Source organism: Paenibacillus marchantiae (genome assembly GCF_028771845.1).
Classification (GTDB): domain Bacteria; phylum Bacillota; class Bacilli; order Paenibacillales; family Paenibacillaceae; genus Paenibacillus; species Paenibacillus marchantiae.
Genome location: NZ_CP118270.1, coordinates 5,606,045 through 5,624,571, shown reverse-complemented (window position 1 = coordinate 5,624,571; position 18,527 = coordinate 5,606,045). Strand labels below are relative to the sequence as shown.

The 18,527-nt window shown below is 44.7% G+C and carries 14 protein-coding genes; 12 read left to right on the top strand and 2 right to left on the bottom strand.

What is annotated here, in order from left to right; all coding sequences use genetic code 11:
- Positions 1-131: 131 nt before the first annotated feature.
- The 4 genes from PTQ21_RS25220 to PTQ21_RS25205 all read left to right on the top strand — a co-directional run bounded on the left by PTQ21_RS25220 (position 132) and on the right by PTQ21_RS25205 (position 4,131).
- Positions 132-1,139 carry an ABC transporter substrate-binding protein gene (locus PTQ21_RS25220; protein WP_274567522.1) on the top strand — a complete coding sequence of 336 codons (1,008 nt, stop codon included), beginning with the start codon at positions 132-134 and terminating at the stop codon, positions 1,137-1,139.
- A gap of 203 nt (positions 1,140-1,342) precedes the next feature.
- The gene (locus tag PTQ21_RS25215; RefSeq protein WP_274567521.1) at positions 1,343-2,989 is read left to right on the top strand and encodes an ABC transporter substrate-binding protein; all 1,647 of its coding nucleotides are present in this window, start codon (positions 1,343-1,345) and stop codon (positions 2,987-2,989) included.
- A 48-nt stretch (positions 2,990-3,037) separates the two neighbouring features.
- Positions 3,038-3,859 carry a carbon-nitrogen family hydrolase gene (locus PTQ21_RS25210; RefSeq protein ID WP_076288978.1) on the top strand — a complete coding sequence of 274 codons (822 nt, stop codon included), beginning with the start codon at positions 3,038-3,040 and terminating at the stop codon, positions 3,857-3,859.
- Positions 3,860-3,945: 86 nt separating this feature from the next.
- Positions 3,946-4,131, top strand: coding sequence for a hypothetical protein (locus PTQ21_RS25205; protein ID WP_274567520.1), 186 nt, complete (start codon positions 3,946-3,948; stop codon positions 4,129-4,131).
- 219 nt (positions 4,132-4,350) lie between these two features.
- On the opposite strand, the gene PTQ21_RS25200 is transcribed toward PTQ21_RS25205, so the two are convergent.
- Entirely contained in the window at positions 4,351-5,271 is a 921-nt protein-coding gene (locus PTQ21_RS25200; protein WP_064636917.1) for a LysR family transcriptional regulator, read from the bottom strand.
- Positions 5,272-5,831: 560 nt separating this feature from the next.
- Here PTQ21_RS25200 and PTQ21_RS25195 point away from each other — a divergent pair.
- Positions 5,832-6,617 (top strand): DeoR/GlpR family DNA-binding transcription regulator, encoded by a 786-nt coding sequence (locus PTQ21_RS25195; RefSeq protein ID WP_176854453.1) that lies wholly within the window; start codon positions 5,832-5,834, stop codon positions 6,615-6,617.
- Positions 6,618-6,643: 26 nt separating this feature from the next.
- Positions 6,644-7,786, top strand: a complete 1,143-nt coding sequence (nagA, locus tag PTQ21_RS25190; RefSeq protein ID WP_063566818.1) for an N-acetylglucosamine-6-phosphate deacetylase — start codon at positions 6,644-6,646, stop codon at positions 7,784-7,786.
- A gap of 257 nt (positions 7,787-8,043) precedes the next feature.
- On the opposite strand, the gene PTQ21_RS25185 is transcribed toward nagA, so the two are convergent.
- Positions 8,044-8,883 (bottom strand): AraC family transcriptional regulator, encoded by an 840-nt coding sequence (locus PTQ21_RS25185; protein WP_274567519.1) that lies wholly within the window; start codon positions 8,881-8,883, stop codon positions 8,044-8,046.
- A gap of 301 nt (positions 8,884-9,184) precedes the next feature.
- Here PTQ21_RS25185 and PTQ21_RS25180 point away from each other — a divergent pair, with 301 nt between their 5' ends.
- From PTQ21_RS25180 to PTQ21_RS25155, 6 genes are all read left to right on the top strand, one after another.
- Positions 9,185-10,021, top strand: coding sequence for a chitosanase (locus PTQ21_RS25180; RefSeq protein ID WP_256337919.1), 837 nt, complete (start codon positions 9,185-9,187; stop codon positions 10,019-10,021).
- Between the two features lie 19 nt (positions 10,022-10,040).
- Entirely contained in the window at positions 10,041-12,629 is a 2,589-nt protein-coding gene (locus tag PTQ21_RS25175) for a metallophosphoesterase (protein ID WP_274567518.1), read from the top strand.
- Positions 12,630-13,084: 455 nt separating this feature from the next.
- The gene (gene leuC / locus PTQ21_RS25170; RefSeq protein ID WP_274570570.1) at positions 13,085-14,506 is read left to right on the top strand and encodes a 3-isopropylmalate dehydratase large subunit; all 1,422 of its coding nucleotides are present in this window, start codon (positions 13,085-13,087) and stop codon (positions 14,504-14,506) included.
- A gap of 31 nt (positions 14,507-14,537) precedes the next feature.
- A complete protein-coding gene (gene leuD / locus PTQ21_RS25165) occupies positions 14,538-15,155 on the top strand; it encodes a 3-isopropylmalate dehydratase small subunit (protein WP_063566822.1) in 618 nt (205 codons plus the stop codon).
- A gap of 275 nt (positions 15,156-15,430) precedes the next feature.
- Positions 15,431-16,837, top strand: a complete 1,407-nt coding sequence (locus PTQ21_RS25160) for an N-acetylmuramoyl-L-alanine amidase family protein (RefSeq protein ID WP_274567517.1) — start codon at positions 15,431-15,433, stop codon at positions 16,835-16,837.
- Between the two features lie 258 nt (positions 16,838-17,095).
- Positions 17,096-18,508 carry an N-acetylmuramoyl-L-alanine amidase family protein gene (locus tag PTQ21_RS25155; protein WP_064636929.1) on the top strand — a complete coding sequence of 471 codons (1,413 nt, stop codon included), beginning with the start codon at positions 17,096-17,098 and terminating at the stop codon, positions 18,506-18,508.
- Positions 18,509-18,527 lie beyond the last annotated feature (19 nt).

Genomic DNA, 18,527 nt, shown 5'->3' with positions numbered 1-18,527 from the left:
CAAAACTGAAATGAGGGATTTCGTTTTGTCCATTGAGATTAGGTAAAGCCTGTTTTATGATAATACTCGATAATGATAATCAATATCATTGGTAAATACGAACGAAGCACTTATTAGGGGGAGAAATAGAAATGAAAAAGGGTATACGAAATACGGCAGTATTATTGACGGTTACATGGTTGTCCATTCTTCTGCTGGCTTGCGGAAATCAGACTCCATCTGGAACGGATGATTCCAAAACGGTTAATGAAACACAGACAGATGGGGATCAGTCCAAGCAGGAACAGACGGCATCCGCGGATAACAGTGAGGGTGAAACCCGGATGTTCAAGGACTGGACAGGCCATGAAGTTGAGGTTCCGGTTACGCCAAAACGCGTGATTTATCATGGTGAAGTTACAGGGGATTTGCTAGCGCTGGGCGTTGTACCTGTAGGTATTCTTCGTCAGGATGGAACGGTATATGATGATCAGGTAGCCCAAGCGGAAGATGTGGGTTTCCCGATGAGTGTTGAAAAGGCGCTTACCTTGAATCCTGATCTGATCATTTTCTCAAATAGTGATCAGGCACAATATGATCAAATCTCGAAGGTTGCGCCAACGGTTACCTTTGATTCATTTGCCTCATTGGACGACCGCATGCGTACTCTTGGCGATCTGTTGAACAAAAAGCCGGAAGCGGAAGCTTGGATCACGGCCCATCAAAAAGCAACGGAAGAGATGTGGAAGCAGCTTCATGAGAATGGGCTGAAAGAAGGGGAAACAGCTTCGGTATTCACTATGTATCCTGGTAATCGACTGTTTGTGATGGCCGGAGCAGGATTGCCACAGTTGTTATATGGAGCCGATGGCATGAAGCCAACCGCGGAAATTCAGAAAGTATTAGATGAAGGAATGGGCTTTGCAGAGATTTCTACTGAAAAGCTGCCCGAAATAGCGGGTGATCGCGTATTTATACTTAATCCAGTAACGGATGATGCGAAGCAGTCCACCAAAGAATTGCTGGATAGCCCGATCTGGAAGAACTTGCCCGCTGTAAAAGAAGGAAAAGTATATCGCTTTGATCTGGTTAAGGCTTCAAGTGATGCAACTTCAAGAGAATGGCTGTTGAAAGAGTTACCGAAACAGATGATTAAATAGTCGTTTATGGATTGATAAATCATAATATTTTACTGGAACAAGAACGAAAATGCCGACTAAAAAAGAGCCTTCAACATTTCGTTGAAAGCTCTTTTTTTTGCTGATTACAGCCAGATCTGGATTAATGACAAAAGCTCGCTTATAATCAGTTCATACAGATTTAATGATAATCATTCTCATTTTAAAGAACGAGGTGAACCACCATGCAGGCTTTGAATGCCGATGCGAGAGGGTTGTATTTTTCAGCATTCATGTTTCGGCTGGATCATCTGGAACAACGAATTGAACAACCAGAACAGGTGATGCTGGAAGTGGCATGCGATAAACATACATTTTTGATCTGCGAAGAAGGGGAAGGTCGCTTATACATAGGATATGAACAGTTTCCTTTTACCACCGGATGTGTTTACCCGCTTTCTCCGGGCGAGGGGTACCAAATTGAACATGGAAACCGAATGGAATTAAAATATATGGTGATATCATTTGATGTTATTCATGTATTGACAGGAGATCCGGAACAGTATACGCGCCCTGTATTCGAACATAGAAATCAATTGAACGGCTATCCTTATGCCCCGTTAAGTGGACTGTTGGAGCAATTGTATGCCATTCGTGATTATCAAACAGATGCCGAATATATCCATTTGAATGCACAGTTTCAGAGATGGATGGAGATGATCATCACCCGGTACACTTCTCCAAAAACGGAGCAGAGCATGGAATCCAGACTACACAGCACGATTCAGTATGTAGAAGACCATTACGCTGAAGAAATCACAGTAACGAAACTGGCACGTCTTGCGGCTATCCGACCCGTGCAATATACAACCTTGTTCAGACAATTAACCGGCCACAAGCCGCTTGATTATGTGAACCATGTACGAATTAAACATGCTAAGGATTGGCTGCGCAAATCCGATGAACCGCTTCGGGATATAGCAACCCGGGTGGGCTTTAAGGACGAGTATTATTTTAGCAGGCGTTTTCGTCAAATGACCGGATTATCGCCTCGTCAATATGACCGATCTATTCAGCAACAAACACTGGTTCAGGATTGGTTGGGTCATGATGTGAATATTCCGGCACGACCGGAGCGAATTATGTTTTATGGTGATTCCGGTGGAGATCTGCGAGTGCTGGGTATTGGTCTGTTAGGAGATCAGGCATATGATGCGGTTGCCCCGGTTAATGTGGAAGAGGCAGTCCGGATGAGACCAGACCTGATCATTTTCGATAGCACTAACGAACAGCAATATGAGCAATTTTCCCGAATTGCACCCACACTGGCATACAACTCTCACGCAACGCTGGAAGATCGGATTTGCAGGGTGGGAAGCTGGTTTGGCAAGCAATCAGAGGCTGGACAATGGCTCTCCTCCTATCAGCAACGTATGGAAAAGATGTGGATGAAGATTCATGCTTCAATTGAACCGGGGGAAACGGCGTCCGTATTCACGTATCATCGGGGTGCACGATTGTTTGTCATGGGTAATATTGGTCTGGCCTCGCTCTTGTATCATCCGATGGGGTTCAGACCCGTTACGAAAGTGAAGGAGGCGCTTGCCGCGGGCAGAGCGTATAAGGAAATTTCGTCAGAAGCGATTCGTCAGTATGCCGGTGACCATATATTTGTCTTGCTTCCTGAAGACGTTATTGCAATGCAGGCCACAGAGAAGTTGATGCAGAGTCCAAACTGGCGAGCACTTACAGCCGTGCAGAAGGGGCAGGTGTACGAAGTGGAAGAAACAACATGGAATTTGGGCGATGCACTGACGAGCAACCGTTTGTTAACTTTGTTGCCCGAGTTATTATGTAGGAGTTCAGAACGAAAACAGGTTGCAGATGTTTGAATGATCAAGCTATGATTACAGGTATTACGGTTCAGAGGAGTGCTGGTTATGACAGAACAACAACAAGGGGAAATGCGTGTAGCCCTGATTCAGGGCGATATTCAGATCGGAGACCCTGAGGCCAACCATAAACATATGCAGTCTTTGCTCGAAAGAGCGGTAGAACAGGTTCCCGACTTGGGATTGGCTGTGCTGCCCGAGATGTGGAATACGGGATATGCTTTGGAACAAATTCATGAGCTTGCTGACCCGGAGGGCCAGAAATCAAGAGAGTGGCTCGCGACTTTTGCCCAAAAACATCGAATCTCCATCGTTGGCGGTTCCATTGCGGAGAAACGTGATGGCCAAATCTTCAATACAATGTACGCCTATAATAGTGAAGGAAATCAGGTGACACGTTACGATAAATTACATTTGTTCCGCCTGATGGATGAAGAGAAGTATTTGCAGCCTGGTGCAGAACCGGAAATATTCGAATTGGAGAACGGCCTCACCGCTGGAGCTTCGATCTGTTACGATATCCGTTTCCCTGAGCTTGCTCGAACACTTGCCTTGAACGGAGCCAAAGCATTAATTGTCCCCGCTGAATGGCCGAACCCGCGCTTGCATCATTGGCGCACACTGCTTACAGCAAGGGCCATTGAGAATCAGATGTACGTTATTGCCTGCAATCGCGTAGGGAAAAGCGGAGACACCGAATTTTTCGGGCATTCCCTCATTATTGATCCTTGGGGTGAAATTGTGGCTGAAGGCGGAGAAGGAGAAGAGATCGTGACCGGAATTATCCGTCCTTCACTTGTGGATGAGGTTCGTGGCCGTATTCCGGTATTCGAAGACCGTAGACCTGGCATTTATTTTGGCAGCAAATAAAAATCTGTAATTTTCCAATAAAGTGTTTATTCATCCGGGAGGCGGGTAATGATAACTATCCCGTCACCAAGGAGGATGATCAATCAATGGACAACCATGTGAAAGATACGCTCAGGAGACTGGAACAGGAAAACACTAGGGTAGATCACTTGAGGCCATTCTTAGAGAATGGGGCAGGAGGGCTATCACCACCTGAACAATCTGTTCAGGACGAAGGCCGCCTTGTGAATCAACAGAACAGGCTGACAAATGAACGTAATTTGCGAAAATAAACCGCCAAACTTGAAATTCTCATATGTACGTTTTTACGTTAACAATTCAATGATGATTTAGCAACATTGTACTGTAACGATGATGTACTGCTAATACCATGTAAGAACTTTATCCTGCGGATGCGGGAGACGAGTATAGAACAAAGGCTTGGCCCTTATGGGTCAAGCCTTTGTTTATTTTGTTGCCATGTATGGCGTGCTATTCCGCTGACCGTCCAATTATTCTCCTTGAGAGAGCTCGGCTACGGTTTGTTGAAAAGTATGAATGAATGCCTCCGCGGCTTTGGAGAGAACCCGTCCTTGGCGGTATGCAACTACAAGGGTACGACTGGGCGTTGGCTCAGCTAGCGGTACGTAAACAGGAACAAATTCACTGCGGGGCGCACGGGCAATAAAGCGCGGAACCAGTGTAATCCCCATACCTGTAGCCACCAGTGACTGCACCGTCTCAATATTTGTACTCTCAAATACCACATTGGGGTCAAACCCAGCTTCCTCACACAGATCAAATGTAAGTTTGCGGAAGCCTTGTCCTTTCTTCAGCACAACAAAGGGTTCATCTCGAAGCTCTTCCATCCGTACTGGAACTGGATGCTCCGGATCTCCTCTGCGTGCCAGAGGGTGATTTGGGGGAACCGCCAAGTCAATTCGCTCTTCACCAATCGTTACATAAGATAGGCTTGGCTCCTGCAATGGGAGCGAGAGCAGGCTTAAGTCAGCCTTGCCACTAGCCGTCAACTTTTCAAGCGTCAGCCCGGAGTCTTCCAGCAAGGTTACTTCAATCTCGGGATAGGCCTGCTGAAATGCGGGAAGCACATGCGGAAGCAGGTGGGAGCCAGTGATCGGCATGCTGCCTACAACGACTTTACCTTTGCGCAGCTGGGAGATGTCCGACATTTCCTGTCTTAGCAGCTCGACTGCATCAATTATTTTCTGAGCCTGCTCTACAAAAGTCACCCCTGCATGGGTCAGTTCCACGGTGCTGGTATTACGCTGAAATAACAGTACGCCCAGTTCCTTTTCAAGTTTGGATAGCTGCTGACTTAAAGAAGGCTGAGCAATGTGCAGCTTCTCAGCTGCCCGGGAGAAATTCCGCTCTGCCGCAATCTGCAGCGTATATTGAAGTTGTCTGAATTCCATATCCACACGTCATTCCTTTCGTTATGCCATTATTATATCACTACAAATAAGAAATGATTAGTTTAACTGAAACGCTTAAACTGCTTAAAAGAGTTAATACAACACAGGCAAAACTATAACAAAAAGAACTATCCCAAGGGAGTGAAAAGCGTGAAGTCCAATTCTGCAACGAGCATTAAAAAAACCTATTGAGAATCGATTGGACTTAAGATCGTTTTGGACAGATACAACTTAAATGTAGGTGTTAATAATACAGAGCTTGTTTATCGGCAGAATACTCAATCAAATCTATTATCGGTGGCCTTTTTGCCTAATGCTGATCATTCCATGCTAAAAAAGAATACGGCTGCATCTAAATGGCTCCGAAATCCGTTCATTAATTTTTTCTTAGCAGTAAATCTTAACTTATGAAGACGTTAACGGATGTAAATTCATCTGGCTAACGTCTTTTTTATTGAACAGTCAGGAATAAATACTTGCACTTACTTAAGTTTTACTTATAATAACTTGCAAAAATTAAAAATAAAACTTATACTTACTTAAAAGGAGGTGCATGTATTGTGTATCAAGAGGAAAGATTGTTAAAAATACTCGAATACTTGAAACATCACCAATCGATGAGTGTTACAGATATATGTACGCTGTTTGAAGTATCAAGGGATACTGCACGAAGGGATATTGTTAGATTAGTACAAGAAGGCGTTGTGATTCGAACTCATGGGGGGCTATCGTTACCTGAGTTACAGAAAGAAATGCTGTCTTATCAGGATCGTTTGATTGATGAATCCGAGAGTAAGAAAAAAATAGGGAAGTTTGGGGCAAAACTTATCCAAGACCATGAGACTGTGATTTTAGACGTATCAACCACGGTGCAATTTGTAGCGGAACAAATTAGCGCAAAAAATTGCACGGTGGTCACGCACTCGATTGATAACGTAGGGATCTTGTCCAATCGAGAGGATCTTCAAATCTATATTCTCGGTGGTTACTTGAATGTAAAGCACCGCTTTTTATATGGTTCTTCCATTATCGATAAACTAAGTGAAATTCGTGCTGATAAAGCCTTCATCGGAGCATCGGCGATCCGGTCTGATGGACTTTATTATCCATATGAAGAAGATGCCCGGGTAAAGAAAGAAATGGCCAGAAGATCTGATCAGGTTATCGTAGTAGCCGATCATACAAAATTTATTGGCAAATCTATTCATCGGCTGGACTTTGATTTCGTTGACATTTTAGTCACAAATCAGGAACTCCCGAGTGAGATCAGAGAAGTTCTGGATCAGAAGAACATCACTGTTATTGAGTGTCAGGAAGAAAATGAAGAGGTTCGAAAGCAAGACTGATAACCATCGGGAAGAGGAGGATTTTTATGGATTATATTTTGCATAATGTACAAATGGCACTTCGCAACCGTATCGTTCCATCAGCCAATGTGTGGATTTCTGAAGGGAAAATCATGAGGGTAGACACAGGTGATCTTCCTACGCTAGAAGGGGAGTATGAACGGATTGATGGGAGAGGACATTTGCTAGTACCTGGGATGATAGATGTTCATATCCACGGTGCCAATGGCTTTGATATGATGGACGGTACTGAAGAGAGTATTCAAGAAGTTTCACGCCAATGTGCTTTAACGGGGTGTACCTCATTTCTGGCTACATCTGTTAGTTCTACGATGGAGGATCTTCTGGAAATGATTCGTAGTGTCAAGCGTGTAATAGGACAAGAAGTGGGAGCAAAGATCGCAGGGATTCACTTAGAGGGACCGTATCTGAACCCGAAGCGAAAAGGAATGCAGAATGAAAAGTATTTGCGGCATCCCAACATAGAAGAAATGAAGATCATTTTCCAGGAAGCAGGGTCACTCATTAAGATGGTTACTATTGCTCCCGAGCTGCCGGGAGGAATGGACTTGATTTCCTTTTTGAAAGAACAGGGAGTAGTTATAGCGATCGCTCATTCGGATGCCACATATGAGGAAGCCAAACAAGCCTTTGCATCAGGTGCGAGTCATGTGACGCATTGTTTTAATGGCATGCGGCCGATCCATCATCGAGATCCGGGTCTAATCGTGGCTGCTTTTGAAGAGAAACATGTAAGTCTTCAAGCTATTGTGGATAATGTCCATCTGCATCCTGCTATTATTCGACTGATTCATAACCTGAAAGGACCGGAAGGAATGGTCTTGATCACAGATGCTTTACAAGCAATGGGTATGGGCGATGGGAATTATCTATTTGGAGGCCATCATGTCACGGTTTCGGGTGGCATTGCAAGACTAGAGGATGGAACACTGGCCTCCAGTACAGTTACCATGAATGAAGCCTTACGTTATACTGTCGAAACCGGAATTCCCTTGATAGATGCCGTACAGATGGCTTCAAATACGCCGGCCAATATTCTTGGATTTCAACAAAAGGGGGAAATTTCCTCTGGTTTCGATGCCGACCTGGTCCTATTGGATGATGAATTTCAGGTTCTCTGGACGATGGTGGGCGGTCAAATTCTATAAATCACTATTATTTGCGATTCCACAGAGAAAGCCCATTAGATAAGTCTAGTGGGCTTTACATAAATAAACCCAAGAACCCCTTTTTTATAAGGGGTTCTTGGGTTGGGAAACGAAATTTCGACTTGAATTGGGATGAGGAAAGTGAGTGATTGTAATGGATGGATCCGCTAACGTATTGCCTTACAGAATCCATTGCCGATTTTGAAGAATTGGGCATTTTATTTTCTTTAATGATTGGTATTTCAGTGATTTTGCTATTAAGATTTAAATTGTTTGCGGAAGCAGAGTGGCGAGATGCCCATCATTAATTTGAAGGTTCTTCCAAAATGGGAAGTGTTATCAAACCCAACCATTCCCGCAATTTCAGTAACATTAAAAGAAGATCCCACCAGCAAATCACGAGCTTCTTTAATACGGATGTTATTGATATATTCAATGAAGCTGAACCCGGTGGATTCTTTAAAAGTTCGGCAAAGGTAGGAAGAGCTTATGTCGAATTGCCGTGAAATCTCACAGAGCTTAAGCGGTTCCATATAATGTTGATTTACATGATTAACGATGTCTAGGACTTTCTTGTGTGTACGATTGGATTCCACCAATGGAGCGACAAGGCTGTCAAATAGTTTGCGGTTAAGATAGAGGAGCAACTCTACCAATAATATTTGTTGGTATTGTTCATACCCGCGGGCTTGCTTTTTCCCTTCCTGGATCATCTTCTGAAAAAGCTGTTCGATGAAATGCTGATCCTTTCCGGTCATCTTCAAAGCACGGTAATCACTTTTGAACAATTCGAGCAGATCCTCACATTGACCGCGGGTGCAGAATTGCTGCAGGAATTCTTTCTTAAAAAGCAGTGTAACTCGTTCATACATATTGCAGCCTGAATTAACCAGTTTGTGCCTTTCGTGAATATCCATAAATAGCAGTGTTCCGCCCGCAACCTGGTAGGTTCTATCGCCTATATAATAATAAAAATCCCCGGATATTAAATACAGAATCTCATAAGCATCATGATAGTGTCTTGAAGGCATGCTGGTGTATACCTGTTTCTTGCGGCTGACATCAAAAAGAGCAGACTCATAAAATACCGGCTTCATTCAGCACCTCCTAAGAGGATTGTAGACTTGATCTAAGGTTCATAGCAATATATGTATGAAAATTTAATAATTACAAGAAAATACGTGCTGTATAGTTAATTTTTCTGAGATAAGCTTGAGTGGAATTTATTAATCGTTAAAAAAGGAGGGGGGCGGATAGGTTTGGGGATAGGGTTCCTATTTCTAAAAGTTAAAGCGCTTATACTATTCAATTAAGGGAGAGATTGCGGTGCTTAATTCAACGAACAGTAAGGTTTTCAAGAAGATGAAATTTTCATTGATGCTCCTGCTCAGTTTTTCAATGATTTTTTCTTATGGCTCTCTGTCCAATACGTCTCAGCAGAAAAGTTATGCGGCAGGGAACCCTAATTCTAATTTCTCCCCTGCAACACTTCAATTCTTACGTACCAACACAGGTCTGGATGGTGAGCAGTGGAACAATATTATGATGCTTGTCAACAAACCGGAGCAGGACGATCTGAACTGGACCAAGTTTTACGGATATTGTGAAGATATTGATGATAACCGCGGATATACGATTGGAATATTCGGTGCGACTACAGGCGGCTCAAATGATACCGGTCCCGACGGTCCGGATCTGTTCAAGGAATATGACGCTGCCAAAGGCGCGAGTAATCCTTCGGTTAAGGGAGCATTGGCCCGGATCGGTGTCAAGGGTTCGATGAAAGGGAAGATCCTCGAAATCAATGAAAGCGAAAAGAGTTTCTGCAAAAAAATCGGCAATTTGCAAAATGATCCCGAGTGGAGAGAGGCTATGTGGAAAACATTCTACAATGTTTATATTAAGTACAGTGTGGATCAGGCCCGCAAACGCGGCTTTAACTCGGCATTAACGATTGGTTCCTTCGTGGACGCAGCGCTGAACCATGGAGCGACCGGCGGTTCTGAGACCCTTCAAGGGCTTTTGGGTAAATCAGGAGGCAGCACGGATGAGAAGACTTTCATGACTACATTCTATAAAGAACGGACCAAGATTGTGGATACGAATGACTACAACTCTCCGCCTAACGGAAAGAATCGTGTGAAGCAGTGGAGCAATTTGCTGAACATGGGAGAAACAGACCTGAAGGGCGCAGATTCGGCAGTACTTCAAGTTACCAACTGGAAACTCCAATAATATGAGGGAGATGAGGCGAATGGACAACAACCAATCTTATCTCAAGAACAGATTCTCCAAGGTAATTAGTCTATTGGTTATAGGTTTGCTGCTTGCCATGGAGCTGACCGGTTTTGTCTCAGCAGGAAGGGAAGAAAATGAGGAAGATCTTGCAAGTGAAGCAACTGCAGTTGAGGAAACGATTGCCCAGTGGATTTTTAAAGACAAAGGTGAGAACGGAGTATTTCCGGCTACCGACGGGATATATCAAACAGCTTCATCCATTCGTGATGTAGGAACAAATACGGATGCATACACCTATGAGTTAGGTGAGAACAGCGTACGCAACCAGGGCTGGCATGAAGGAACGGGCATTAAGTACTGGCTTGCCACGGTTTCGACCAAAGGTTTCGAAGGTATCGACCTCTCTTCACAGCAAACATCTTCAAGTACAGGACCTAGGGATTTTAAGGTGCAATACAGTACGAATCAGCAGCAATGGACAGATGTTTCGGGCGGCAAAATGGTTCTTGCCCAGAACAATTTTAATTGTTCCAATAATTCCTGCAAATTAACGAACCTCGCATTGCCTGCAGAAACAAACAATCAAGATGTACTCTATATCCGCTGGGTGGTAAACTCTGCGAAAAGCGTAAGCGGGGGAACGGTGTCCAGCTCAGGTTCAAGCAGAATCAAAGATGTGGTAATTAAAGGAACACGCATCAGCGGCGAACCAGGGAACACTCCCACACTTGAGGTAAATAAAACTCCCGCTTCAGGGGCTTCAGATGTTTCCCTTAACGCAGAGATTACAGTGAAGTTTAATAAAGCCATTAGTCTCGTTAGTGGTCATCAAGTTGTAATCACAGAAAATAATGTCCCTCTTACCAACATCTCTGCCTCGCCCCTCGGTCAAGACACGGTTAAAGTCAGCCATCCTAATTTTACTGCCGGCAAAACTTACAAGGTGACCATCCCTAAAGAACTTGTTAAGGGGACTGGGGACGGCCGGACACCGGACAACGATATTACTTGGAGCTTTAAGACGAAGTCTCCGGATACCGGCAACAAAACACCAACGCTGCTGAATATGACTTTTAATGGGGACCCCAAGACAAGTATCGCTTTTGACTGGTATACGGCCGAAACCGTAAGAAGTACAGTAGTGCAAGTAGTGGAGGCCTCCAAAGCCGGAGGAAGCGAATTCCCAGAACAGCTGGCAACTTCTTATGAGGGTAGTTCAACAATTATTGAAACCTTAATGACGTTAGGAGACAGAAGTTCCAAGAAGTATAAGAAGTTCGCCAGCCACAAGGTTATTGCAACCGGTCTTAAGCCTGGAACCAAGTATATGTATCGCGCCGGTAACGGTGATGTGGACGGCTGGAGCGAGACGGGTTCTTTTACCACAGACAAGGCGGATAATCAGGATTTCCATTTCCTCTATGTAACCGACACCCAAGGCTCAAGTAAATCCAATTTCGATCTGTGGCAGGATACTTTTAAGAGAGCTATTGAGAAAACGGTAGATCCAAAGTTTGTTCTTCTTACAGGGGATCTAACGGATGACGGTGATCTGGAGCAGCTGTGGCAGTGGTTCTTGGGTGTGCCGAAAAAAGAATTTGCCAATGTACCATTTGCGCCGATAATCGGCAACCATGAGATCGAGGATTATCCGAATAATAATTTTTATAACCATTTTAATCTTCCAAAAGATGTGGGGACTGGTGCTCATGACGGGTCGGTATATGCTTTCGAATACGGCGATGCCCTGTTTATGCAAATCAATTCCCAGTACGAAGGGGAGGTCAAGCCGTACAAAGCGGATATTCAGTTCACGAAGCAATTGGAATGGATGCGGAATCAGGTGGCAAGGACCGACAAGAAGTGGAAATTCGTCTCTATGCATAAGGGAGCTTATTCTTCAGGAGATAATGCTTCGGCAGAAAGCGAACGTGTAGAATTTTACCGGAAATATCTGATTCCTGTATTTGATGAGCTGGGTGTGGATATGGTGTTTGAGGGACATGACCATATGTATATGAGATCTTTTCAAATGCTGAACAACGTTCCGATTAAGAATGTCATTACCGATGAGCATGGAAATGTGCTGAATCCCAAAGGGACCGTGTATCTAATGGGGAACTCGGCCGCTTCGAAATTCTATGCTCTTAATCCAGACGCAGACACGTTTTTTGCAGCAAAAAACGATCAGCCCAATAAGAAAATGTTCCTGGATGTTTCCATTACAAGCGACGTGCTGAAAGTTACATCCTACACAGCAGTTAAAGATAAACCTCTTGCCGTCTATGATGCTTACAGTATTAAACGGACGGACGGCAAACCAGGCATAGTCGAAAATCCAAGCGCAGTAAGACAGTCAGCGAACCGTGCAGTTCTTTCGTGGAAAGCGCCAGCAACTAGCTCTGAGCCGGTGCGAGGTTACCGGATTTACGAGAAGAATGATAAAGTCAGCACGAATTGGAGCTTGTATGTGTCGGCGGTCAGCGGTCAGACAAGTTACAGCTATACTTTAAACGGCATAGATTCTGCCAAAGCCTACAATTTCGTTATTAAAGCAGTGGGGACAAGAAGTAATTCACTTCCAGCAGAGGCAGGAATGCAATGAATGGATAGATGTGGGGAATACGGGAGGTAGCGATCGTACTTTTTTTCAAGACCTCAATCTGCTGATCCGTTGTCTCATTTATTTCATTCGGTTATTCATACGTCGTTTGTACTGTGTGTGGACGGGACCGTCTAGAGCTGGTGAGAATTAGTCATCGCAGCCCTGGCATCAGGGCTGCTTTTTTTCTATTTAATATAAAAAGCATTGACAGCGAAGAAGCTGGAACGTAGTATAAGATTTATATGATAATGATAATTGTTATCAATTGAAACCTCTGCATAGAGCAGTGGTTTATTTGCTTTTCCCTCATTATAGGTTAAACCTATTACATCTATAGATATTATATCTTGGAACAATGAAGGACAGGGTGATATATTTATGTCATTCAAGAGCTTCACTTTTAAAGAAACTACTGAGGCTCTTCCAAGGACCGAACTTATGATGAGGTGAAAATGATGAGTAAAAAAACGATGTTTGAGAAAATTTGGGAAAACCACGTGATTCATCAGGAAGAAGGCAAACCAAGCATTTTGTATATCGATCTGCATCTGGTGCATGAAGTAACATCCCCACAGGCGTTTGAAGGTCTGCGTCTGAGTGGTCGTAAAGTTCGTCGCCCTGAGTTGACGTTCGCAACAATGGATCACAACGTTCCAACGAAAGATCGTTTTAACATTACGGATCCAATCTCCAAACAACAAATCGACACACTTTCACAAAACTGCCGTGACTTCGGCGTAAAACTGTATGATCTGGATTCTATCGATCAAGGTGTTGTACACGTTATGGGTCCTGAGCTCGGCCTGACTCATCCAGGTAAAACGATTGTATGTGGCGACAGCCACACATCCACACACGGTGCATTTGGCGCACTCGCATTCGGGATCGGAACGAGTGAAGTAGAGCATGTTATGGCAACCCAATGTTTGCAGCAAGCCAAGGCCAAAACGATGGAAGTTCGTTTTGTCGGCAAACGTAACCCGGGTGTAACGGCGAAGGATATGATTCTCGCAGTCATCGCGAAATACGGTACAGACTTTGCTACTGGATATGTTATTGAATATACGGGTGAATCGATCCGTGAACTGAGCATGGAAGAGCGCATGACCGTCTGCAACATGTCCATCGAGGGTGGAGCAAGAGCGGGGATGATTGCACCGGATGAAACAACATTTGAATATCTGCGTGGACGTGAATACGTACCTGCCGATGTCCAATTTGATGAAGCGGTTGCTGCCTGGAAAGAGCTTGTAACCGACGAAGGTGCTGAATTCGACCATGTGGTTGAAATCGATGTGGAATCATTGATTCCGCAAGTGACTTGGGGTACTAGCCCAGGTATGGGAACCGACATTTCTTCGAAAGTTCCTGTCCCGGCTGAACTGCCAACAGAAAACGAACGTAAAGCCGCTGAAAAAGCGCTTGAATATATGGGCTTGGAACCTGGAACACCAATCTCCGAAATTCCGGTTGATTATGTATTTATCGGTTCATGTACCAATGGACGGATTGAAGATTTGCGTGCTGCTGCACAGGTAGCCAAAGGTCACACCGTATCCAGTAATGTTACAGCGATCGTTGTACCAGGCTCGGGACGTGTTAAAATTCAGGCGGAAAAAGAAGGTCTGGATAAAGTGTTCACTGAGGCTGGATTTGAATGGCGTGATGCAGGATGCAGTATGTGTCTGGCAATGAACCCGGACGTATTGAAACCCGGACAACGTTGTGCTTCGACATCCAACCGTAACTTTGAAGGGCGTCAGGGACGTGGAGGACGTACTCACCTCGTATCTCCTGCAATGGCGGCTGCAGCAGCGGTTAAGGGACACTTCGTTGACGTACGTGACTGGAATTTCAAAACGGAAGCAGCTATCTAACAACGAACGGATTGAAGGGAGAACGAATGATATGGAAGAATTCAAAACACTGCAAGGCATCGTTGCACCGGTAGACCGGGTCAATGTAGATACAGATGCAATCATTCCGAAACAATTTTTGAAACGGATCGAACGTACCGGATTTGGACAATTTTTGTTCTACGAATGGCGTTTTGACGAAGAGGGTAACAACAATCCTTCTTTTGAAATGAATAAACCTCGCTACGAAGGGGCATCCATTCTGATCTCACGCGCCAACTTTGGTTGTGGATCTTCTCGTGAGCACGCACCATGGGCCATTATGGACTACGGTTTCCGTTGTGTAATTGCACCATCGTATGCGGATATCTTCTATAATAACTGTTTCAAAAACGGGATCTTGCCGATCAAACTTTCCGAAGAGCAGGTTGAAGATCTATTCCAGCGTACAGCGACACATGAAGGCTATGAGATGAATGTGAATCTGGAAAACAAGACGATTACAGATGCATACGGACTGCATATTGATTTTGATCTGGATGAGCATCGTCGCCAATTCCTGTTGCAAGGATTGGACGATATTGGTCTCACGCTTCAACATGATGACGAAATAGGGGCTTATGAACAACGCCACGCGGCAAAGCTGTTCGGACAAACGGCCTCAGTCTAATCTTTCATCTGTAATTTGTATTTCAAACCTCCAATCGTGCAGGGAACTTCACCGTTCCTTGGATCGAATTGGAGGTTTTTTTGCATTTGGCAATGATGCAATTATGTTTTCGAGTTATAGGATATTCCGACTAAATATGACAACGTTGTAACCGGATGAAGTGACAATATCTGATAAACTGATTAGTAGATTATGGAAGGGTAGATAGAGTCGAGTGTTGCATCACTGCGAATCAGGTCGAAGGTTCAAAAGACAAACAGAATGGTGGTTGATGTATGAAGAAATGGTCGGCAGCAGTCTTTGTTTTTCTGTTCCTCTGTTTATTTCCTGTCATGGCAAATGCCGATTCGTCTCCCTCGATTGTGCTGGACGGTGTGACCATTAACCAGCAGTCGGGAGCTCCAGCCGAGAATACTGGCAAAACCGTGATGGTGCCCATTCGGATCGTCTCTGAAAACCTCGGTTATCAGGTGAAATGGGAGAAAGCCACTCAGACTGTTCGTATTCTCAAAGGTAACAGCAGTATCCAGATGACGGCAGGCGAAGATGCGGCCACCGTGAATGGAAATCGGGTGAGTCTCGATTCTCCGCCTCTAATTAAACAGGGGACTACACTGGTTCCACTACGTTTTGTCGGTGAAGGCATGGGTCTTCAGGTGGGATGGGACAATGGAACCAAGACAGTAAGCCTATCAAGTATTCCTCCTGTAGCAGGTACCGAAGGTGAAAATGACCCAGTGGAGGCTCCTGAACCAGAAGGTCTGTCTGAGCTTCAAAGTATCAGCTTCGGCGGGGACCGTCTAATCTTGGCGACGAACGGGAAAATCACACTGAAGGTTTCCAGTCTCAGCGGACCTGATCGTATCATCGTAGATCTGCCCGGCACCACATTTGCTAAGGAGTTCATCCAGGGACAGGCTTCCAATCCGGATGGCAGCGGAACTCTTCTGGTTACGGATTCATCGCTGGTTTCCAAGGTGCGATATGCAATGTTCAGCCAAACGCCTTCAACGGTGCGTGTGGTCCTTGATCTGAGTCAAGTGGCGACTGCCAAATGGTCACTGGGCGAGAACAACGTGTTGCTTGTTGACCTTGCGGCGAGTAATGGAGAACCAACAAGTCAGCCTGCTGTGCCAACCAATGATGGCAAGAAGGTTGTCATTATTGATCCAGGACATGGTGGACGACAGTCAGGGGCCGTCAGTGTGACAGGTGCCTATGAGAAGGACTTTAATTTGGCTGTGGGACTCAAAGTTCAGGCACTTCTGCAACAACATACGGAGATTCAGACGGTGATTACAAGGCAGGATGATACGGAATTATCCCTGCAGCAGCGTGTAGATATTGCCCAGCTGAATCAGGCGGATATTTTTGTGTCAATCCATGGAAACAAGTTTACAACTCCTGTTCCTAATGGAATTGAAACATTGTACAGTCGTAAAGATAGTAAGGATTTGGCCGATGTTTTGCATAAGCATGTGTTGCAGATTACAGGATTTAAGGATCGGGGAGTCAAAACGGCAAGTCTGCATGTAACCCGTGAAACGACGATGCCCGCAGTTCTGATTGAACTTGGATTTCTGAGTAATCCAGCTGATGAAGCAATGATGCTGACTGAAGATTATCAGAACAAATGTGCACAGGCCATCGTAGACGGAATTGTAGAATATTTGGGTCTTTAATGTGGGTTGTGCGCAAATATGAAGGTCAGGGTAGTCCGTTGTTTCGAGATGCATAATTGATAATTAAGGAAAAATTCAGACAATAAAATGTAGAAAAAGCTTGATTTGACAACGTTTTTTTTCTGTTATGTTGGAATATATTCGCAACTTTTGAGATTACGAGGCGTCTAATAGGTGTCTGGTAATGCCTCAGTGGTCAGTCGGAGCTGAAGGTTCACAACATGCGGCAAAAAAATATGAGAATGGTAGGGGTGAAGGATGAAGAAGTTCGGTTTTTTGGTACTGTTATTTGTCTTTGGGCTCGTTTTCCCGGGCTATAGTCATGCAGCAGCAGATACGCACATTATCCTAGATGGGAAAGAAATTGTGCAGCCTTCGGATGCCAAAGCGGAAATCATCAATAGTAGCGTGATGGTTCCAATTAGGGTTATTTCGGAGAGCCTGGGATATGGTGTGGACTGGAAACAGGCAACAAGCACCGTGACTATTAGCAAAGACAACACTGCCATGCAGATGATTGTTGGACAGAAGACGGCAACGGTGAACGGCAGTAACGTGAACCTGGATGCCCCGCCACTCGTGAAAAATGGAACCACACTTGTGCCTTTAAGGTTCATTGGTGAGCAAATGGGTCTTAAGGTGGGTTGGAACAATACAACGAAGACGGTAACATTAGTTACCCAGAATTCAGGTTCCGGAAACGGGACAACCACTCCTCCGAACTCTGGTAATGATGGTGGAGGATCGGATCAGGATGGTCTTGTACTGGTGAACGGCATCAGCTTCAGTGACAACCGCTTTTTGATTGCAACAAGTGGAAATACGAAGCCGAACGTCTTCACGATGACAGGACCGGATCGAATCGTTATAGACTTGCCAAATACCGCATTCGCTGACTCTTTTAGTGAAGGACAAGCTTTGGACAGCAACCAGAATGGACAGCTTGTCGTGAGTGGATATCCGGATGTGTCGAAGATTCGTTATTCCTTGTACAGCAATAGTCCTTCTACTCTTCGTTTTGTCATTGATCTGAGCAATGCCAAAGGTTATGACGTGCAAAGTGACTCCGGTCTGGTTATGATTGATCTGAACAAAGAAGGCACTACAACACCGCAACCTCCTGTTGGAAACAACGGTAAAAAAGTTGTTGTTGTAGACGCTGGACATGGTAATCAGGACCCGGGAGCCATCGGTGTAACCGGCAAGAAGGAAAAAGACTTCAATCTGGCAATGGCTCTGAAAGTGGAAGCATTGCTGAAAAAAGAATCTAACATTGACGTTGTGCTGACGCGCAGCGATGATACATTTTTGGCTTTGAGTGAACGAGTAAAGATCGCAGAAAAATTGAAGGCGGATATCTTTATTTCCATTCATGCGAACAGCGGGTCTGCAGCGGCAAACGGTGTGGAGACGTATTACACCCGTTCGAATAGCAAGGCATTGGCTACGGTGATGCACAAGTATCTCTTGCAATCATCTGGCCTGAAGGACCGCGGAGTAAAAACGGCAAGTCTCCACGTAACCCGTGAAACAACGATGCCGGCTGTTTTGCTGGAAGCCGGTTTCCTGAGCAACAAGAGTGATGAAGCCGCATTGTTCACTGAAAGTTTCCAGAACAGTGTAGCCAAAGGGATTGTTGCAGGGATCAAGGAGTATCTGGGAATTAAATAAGGGTTCAACCCTTATGATC

Bases quoted from the DNA above. Each gene is read 5' to 3' on its own strand.
- PTQ21_RS25155 (WP_064636929.1), top strand. From the start codon at position 17,096: ATGAAGAAGTTCGGTTTTTTGGTACTGTTATTTGTCTTTGGGCTCGTT.
- PTQ21_RS25200 (WP_064636917.1), bottom strand. From the start codon at position 5,271: ATGGAATTCAGACAACTTCAATATACGCTGCAGATTGCGGCAGAGCGG.
- PTQ21_RS25160 (WP_274567517.1), top strand. From the start codon at position 15,431: ATGAAGAAATGGTCGGCAGCAGTCTTTGTTTTTCTGTTCCTCTGTTTA.
- leuC (WP_274570570.1), top strand. From the start codon at position 13,085: ATGAGTAAAAAAACGATGTTTGAGAAAATTTGGGAAAACCACGTGATT.
- nagA (WP_063566818.1), top strand. From the start codon at position 6,644: ATGGATTATATTTTGCATAATGTACAAATGGCACTTCGCAACCGTATC.
- PTQ21_RS25220 (WP_274567522.1), top strand. From the start codon at position 132: ATGAAAAAGGGTATACGAAATACGGCAGTATTATTGACGGTTACATGG.
- leuD (WP_063566822.1), top strand. From the start codon at position 14,538: ATGGAAGAATTCAAAACACTGCAAGGCATCGTTGCACCGGTAGACCGG.
- PTQ21_RS25215 (WP_274567521.1), top strand. From the start codon at position 1,343: ATGCAGGCTTTGAATGCCGATGCGAGAGGGTTGTATTTTTCAGCATTC.
- PTQ21_RS25175 (WP_274567518.1), top strand. From the start codon at position 10,041: ATGGACAACAACCAATCTTATCTCAAGAACAGATTCTCCAAGGTAATT.
- PTQ21_RS25205 (WP_274567520.1), top strand. From the start codon at position 3,946: ATGGACAACCATGTGAAAGATACGCTCAGGAGACTGGAACAGGAAAAC.
- PTQ21_RS25185 (WP_274567519.1), bottom strand. From the start codon at position 8,883: ATGAAGCCGGTATTTTATGAGTCTGCTCTTTTTGATGTCAGCCGCAAG.
- PTQ21_RS25210 (WP_076288978.1), top strand. From the start codon at position 3,038: ATGACAGAACAACAACAAGGGGAAATGCGTGTAGCCCTGATTCAGGGC.
- PTQ21_RS25180 (WP_256337919.1), top strand. From the start codon at position 9,185: ATGATTTTTTCTTATGGCTCTCTGTCCAATACGTCTCAGCAGAAAAGT.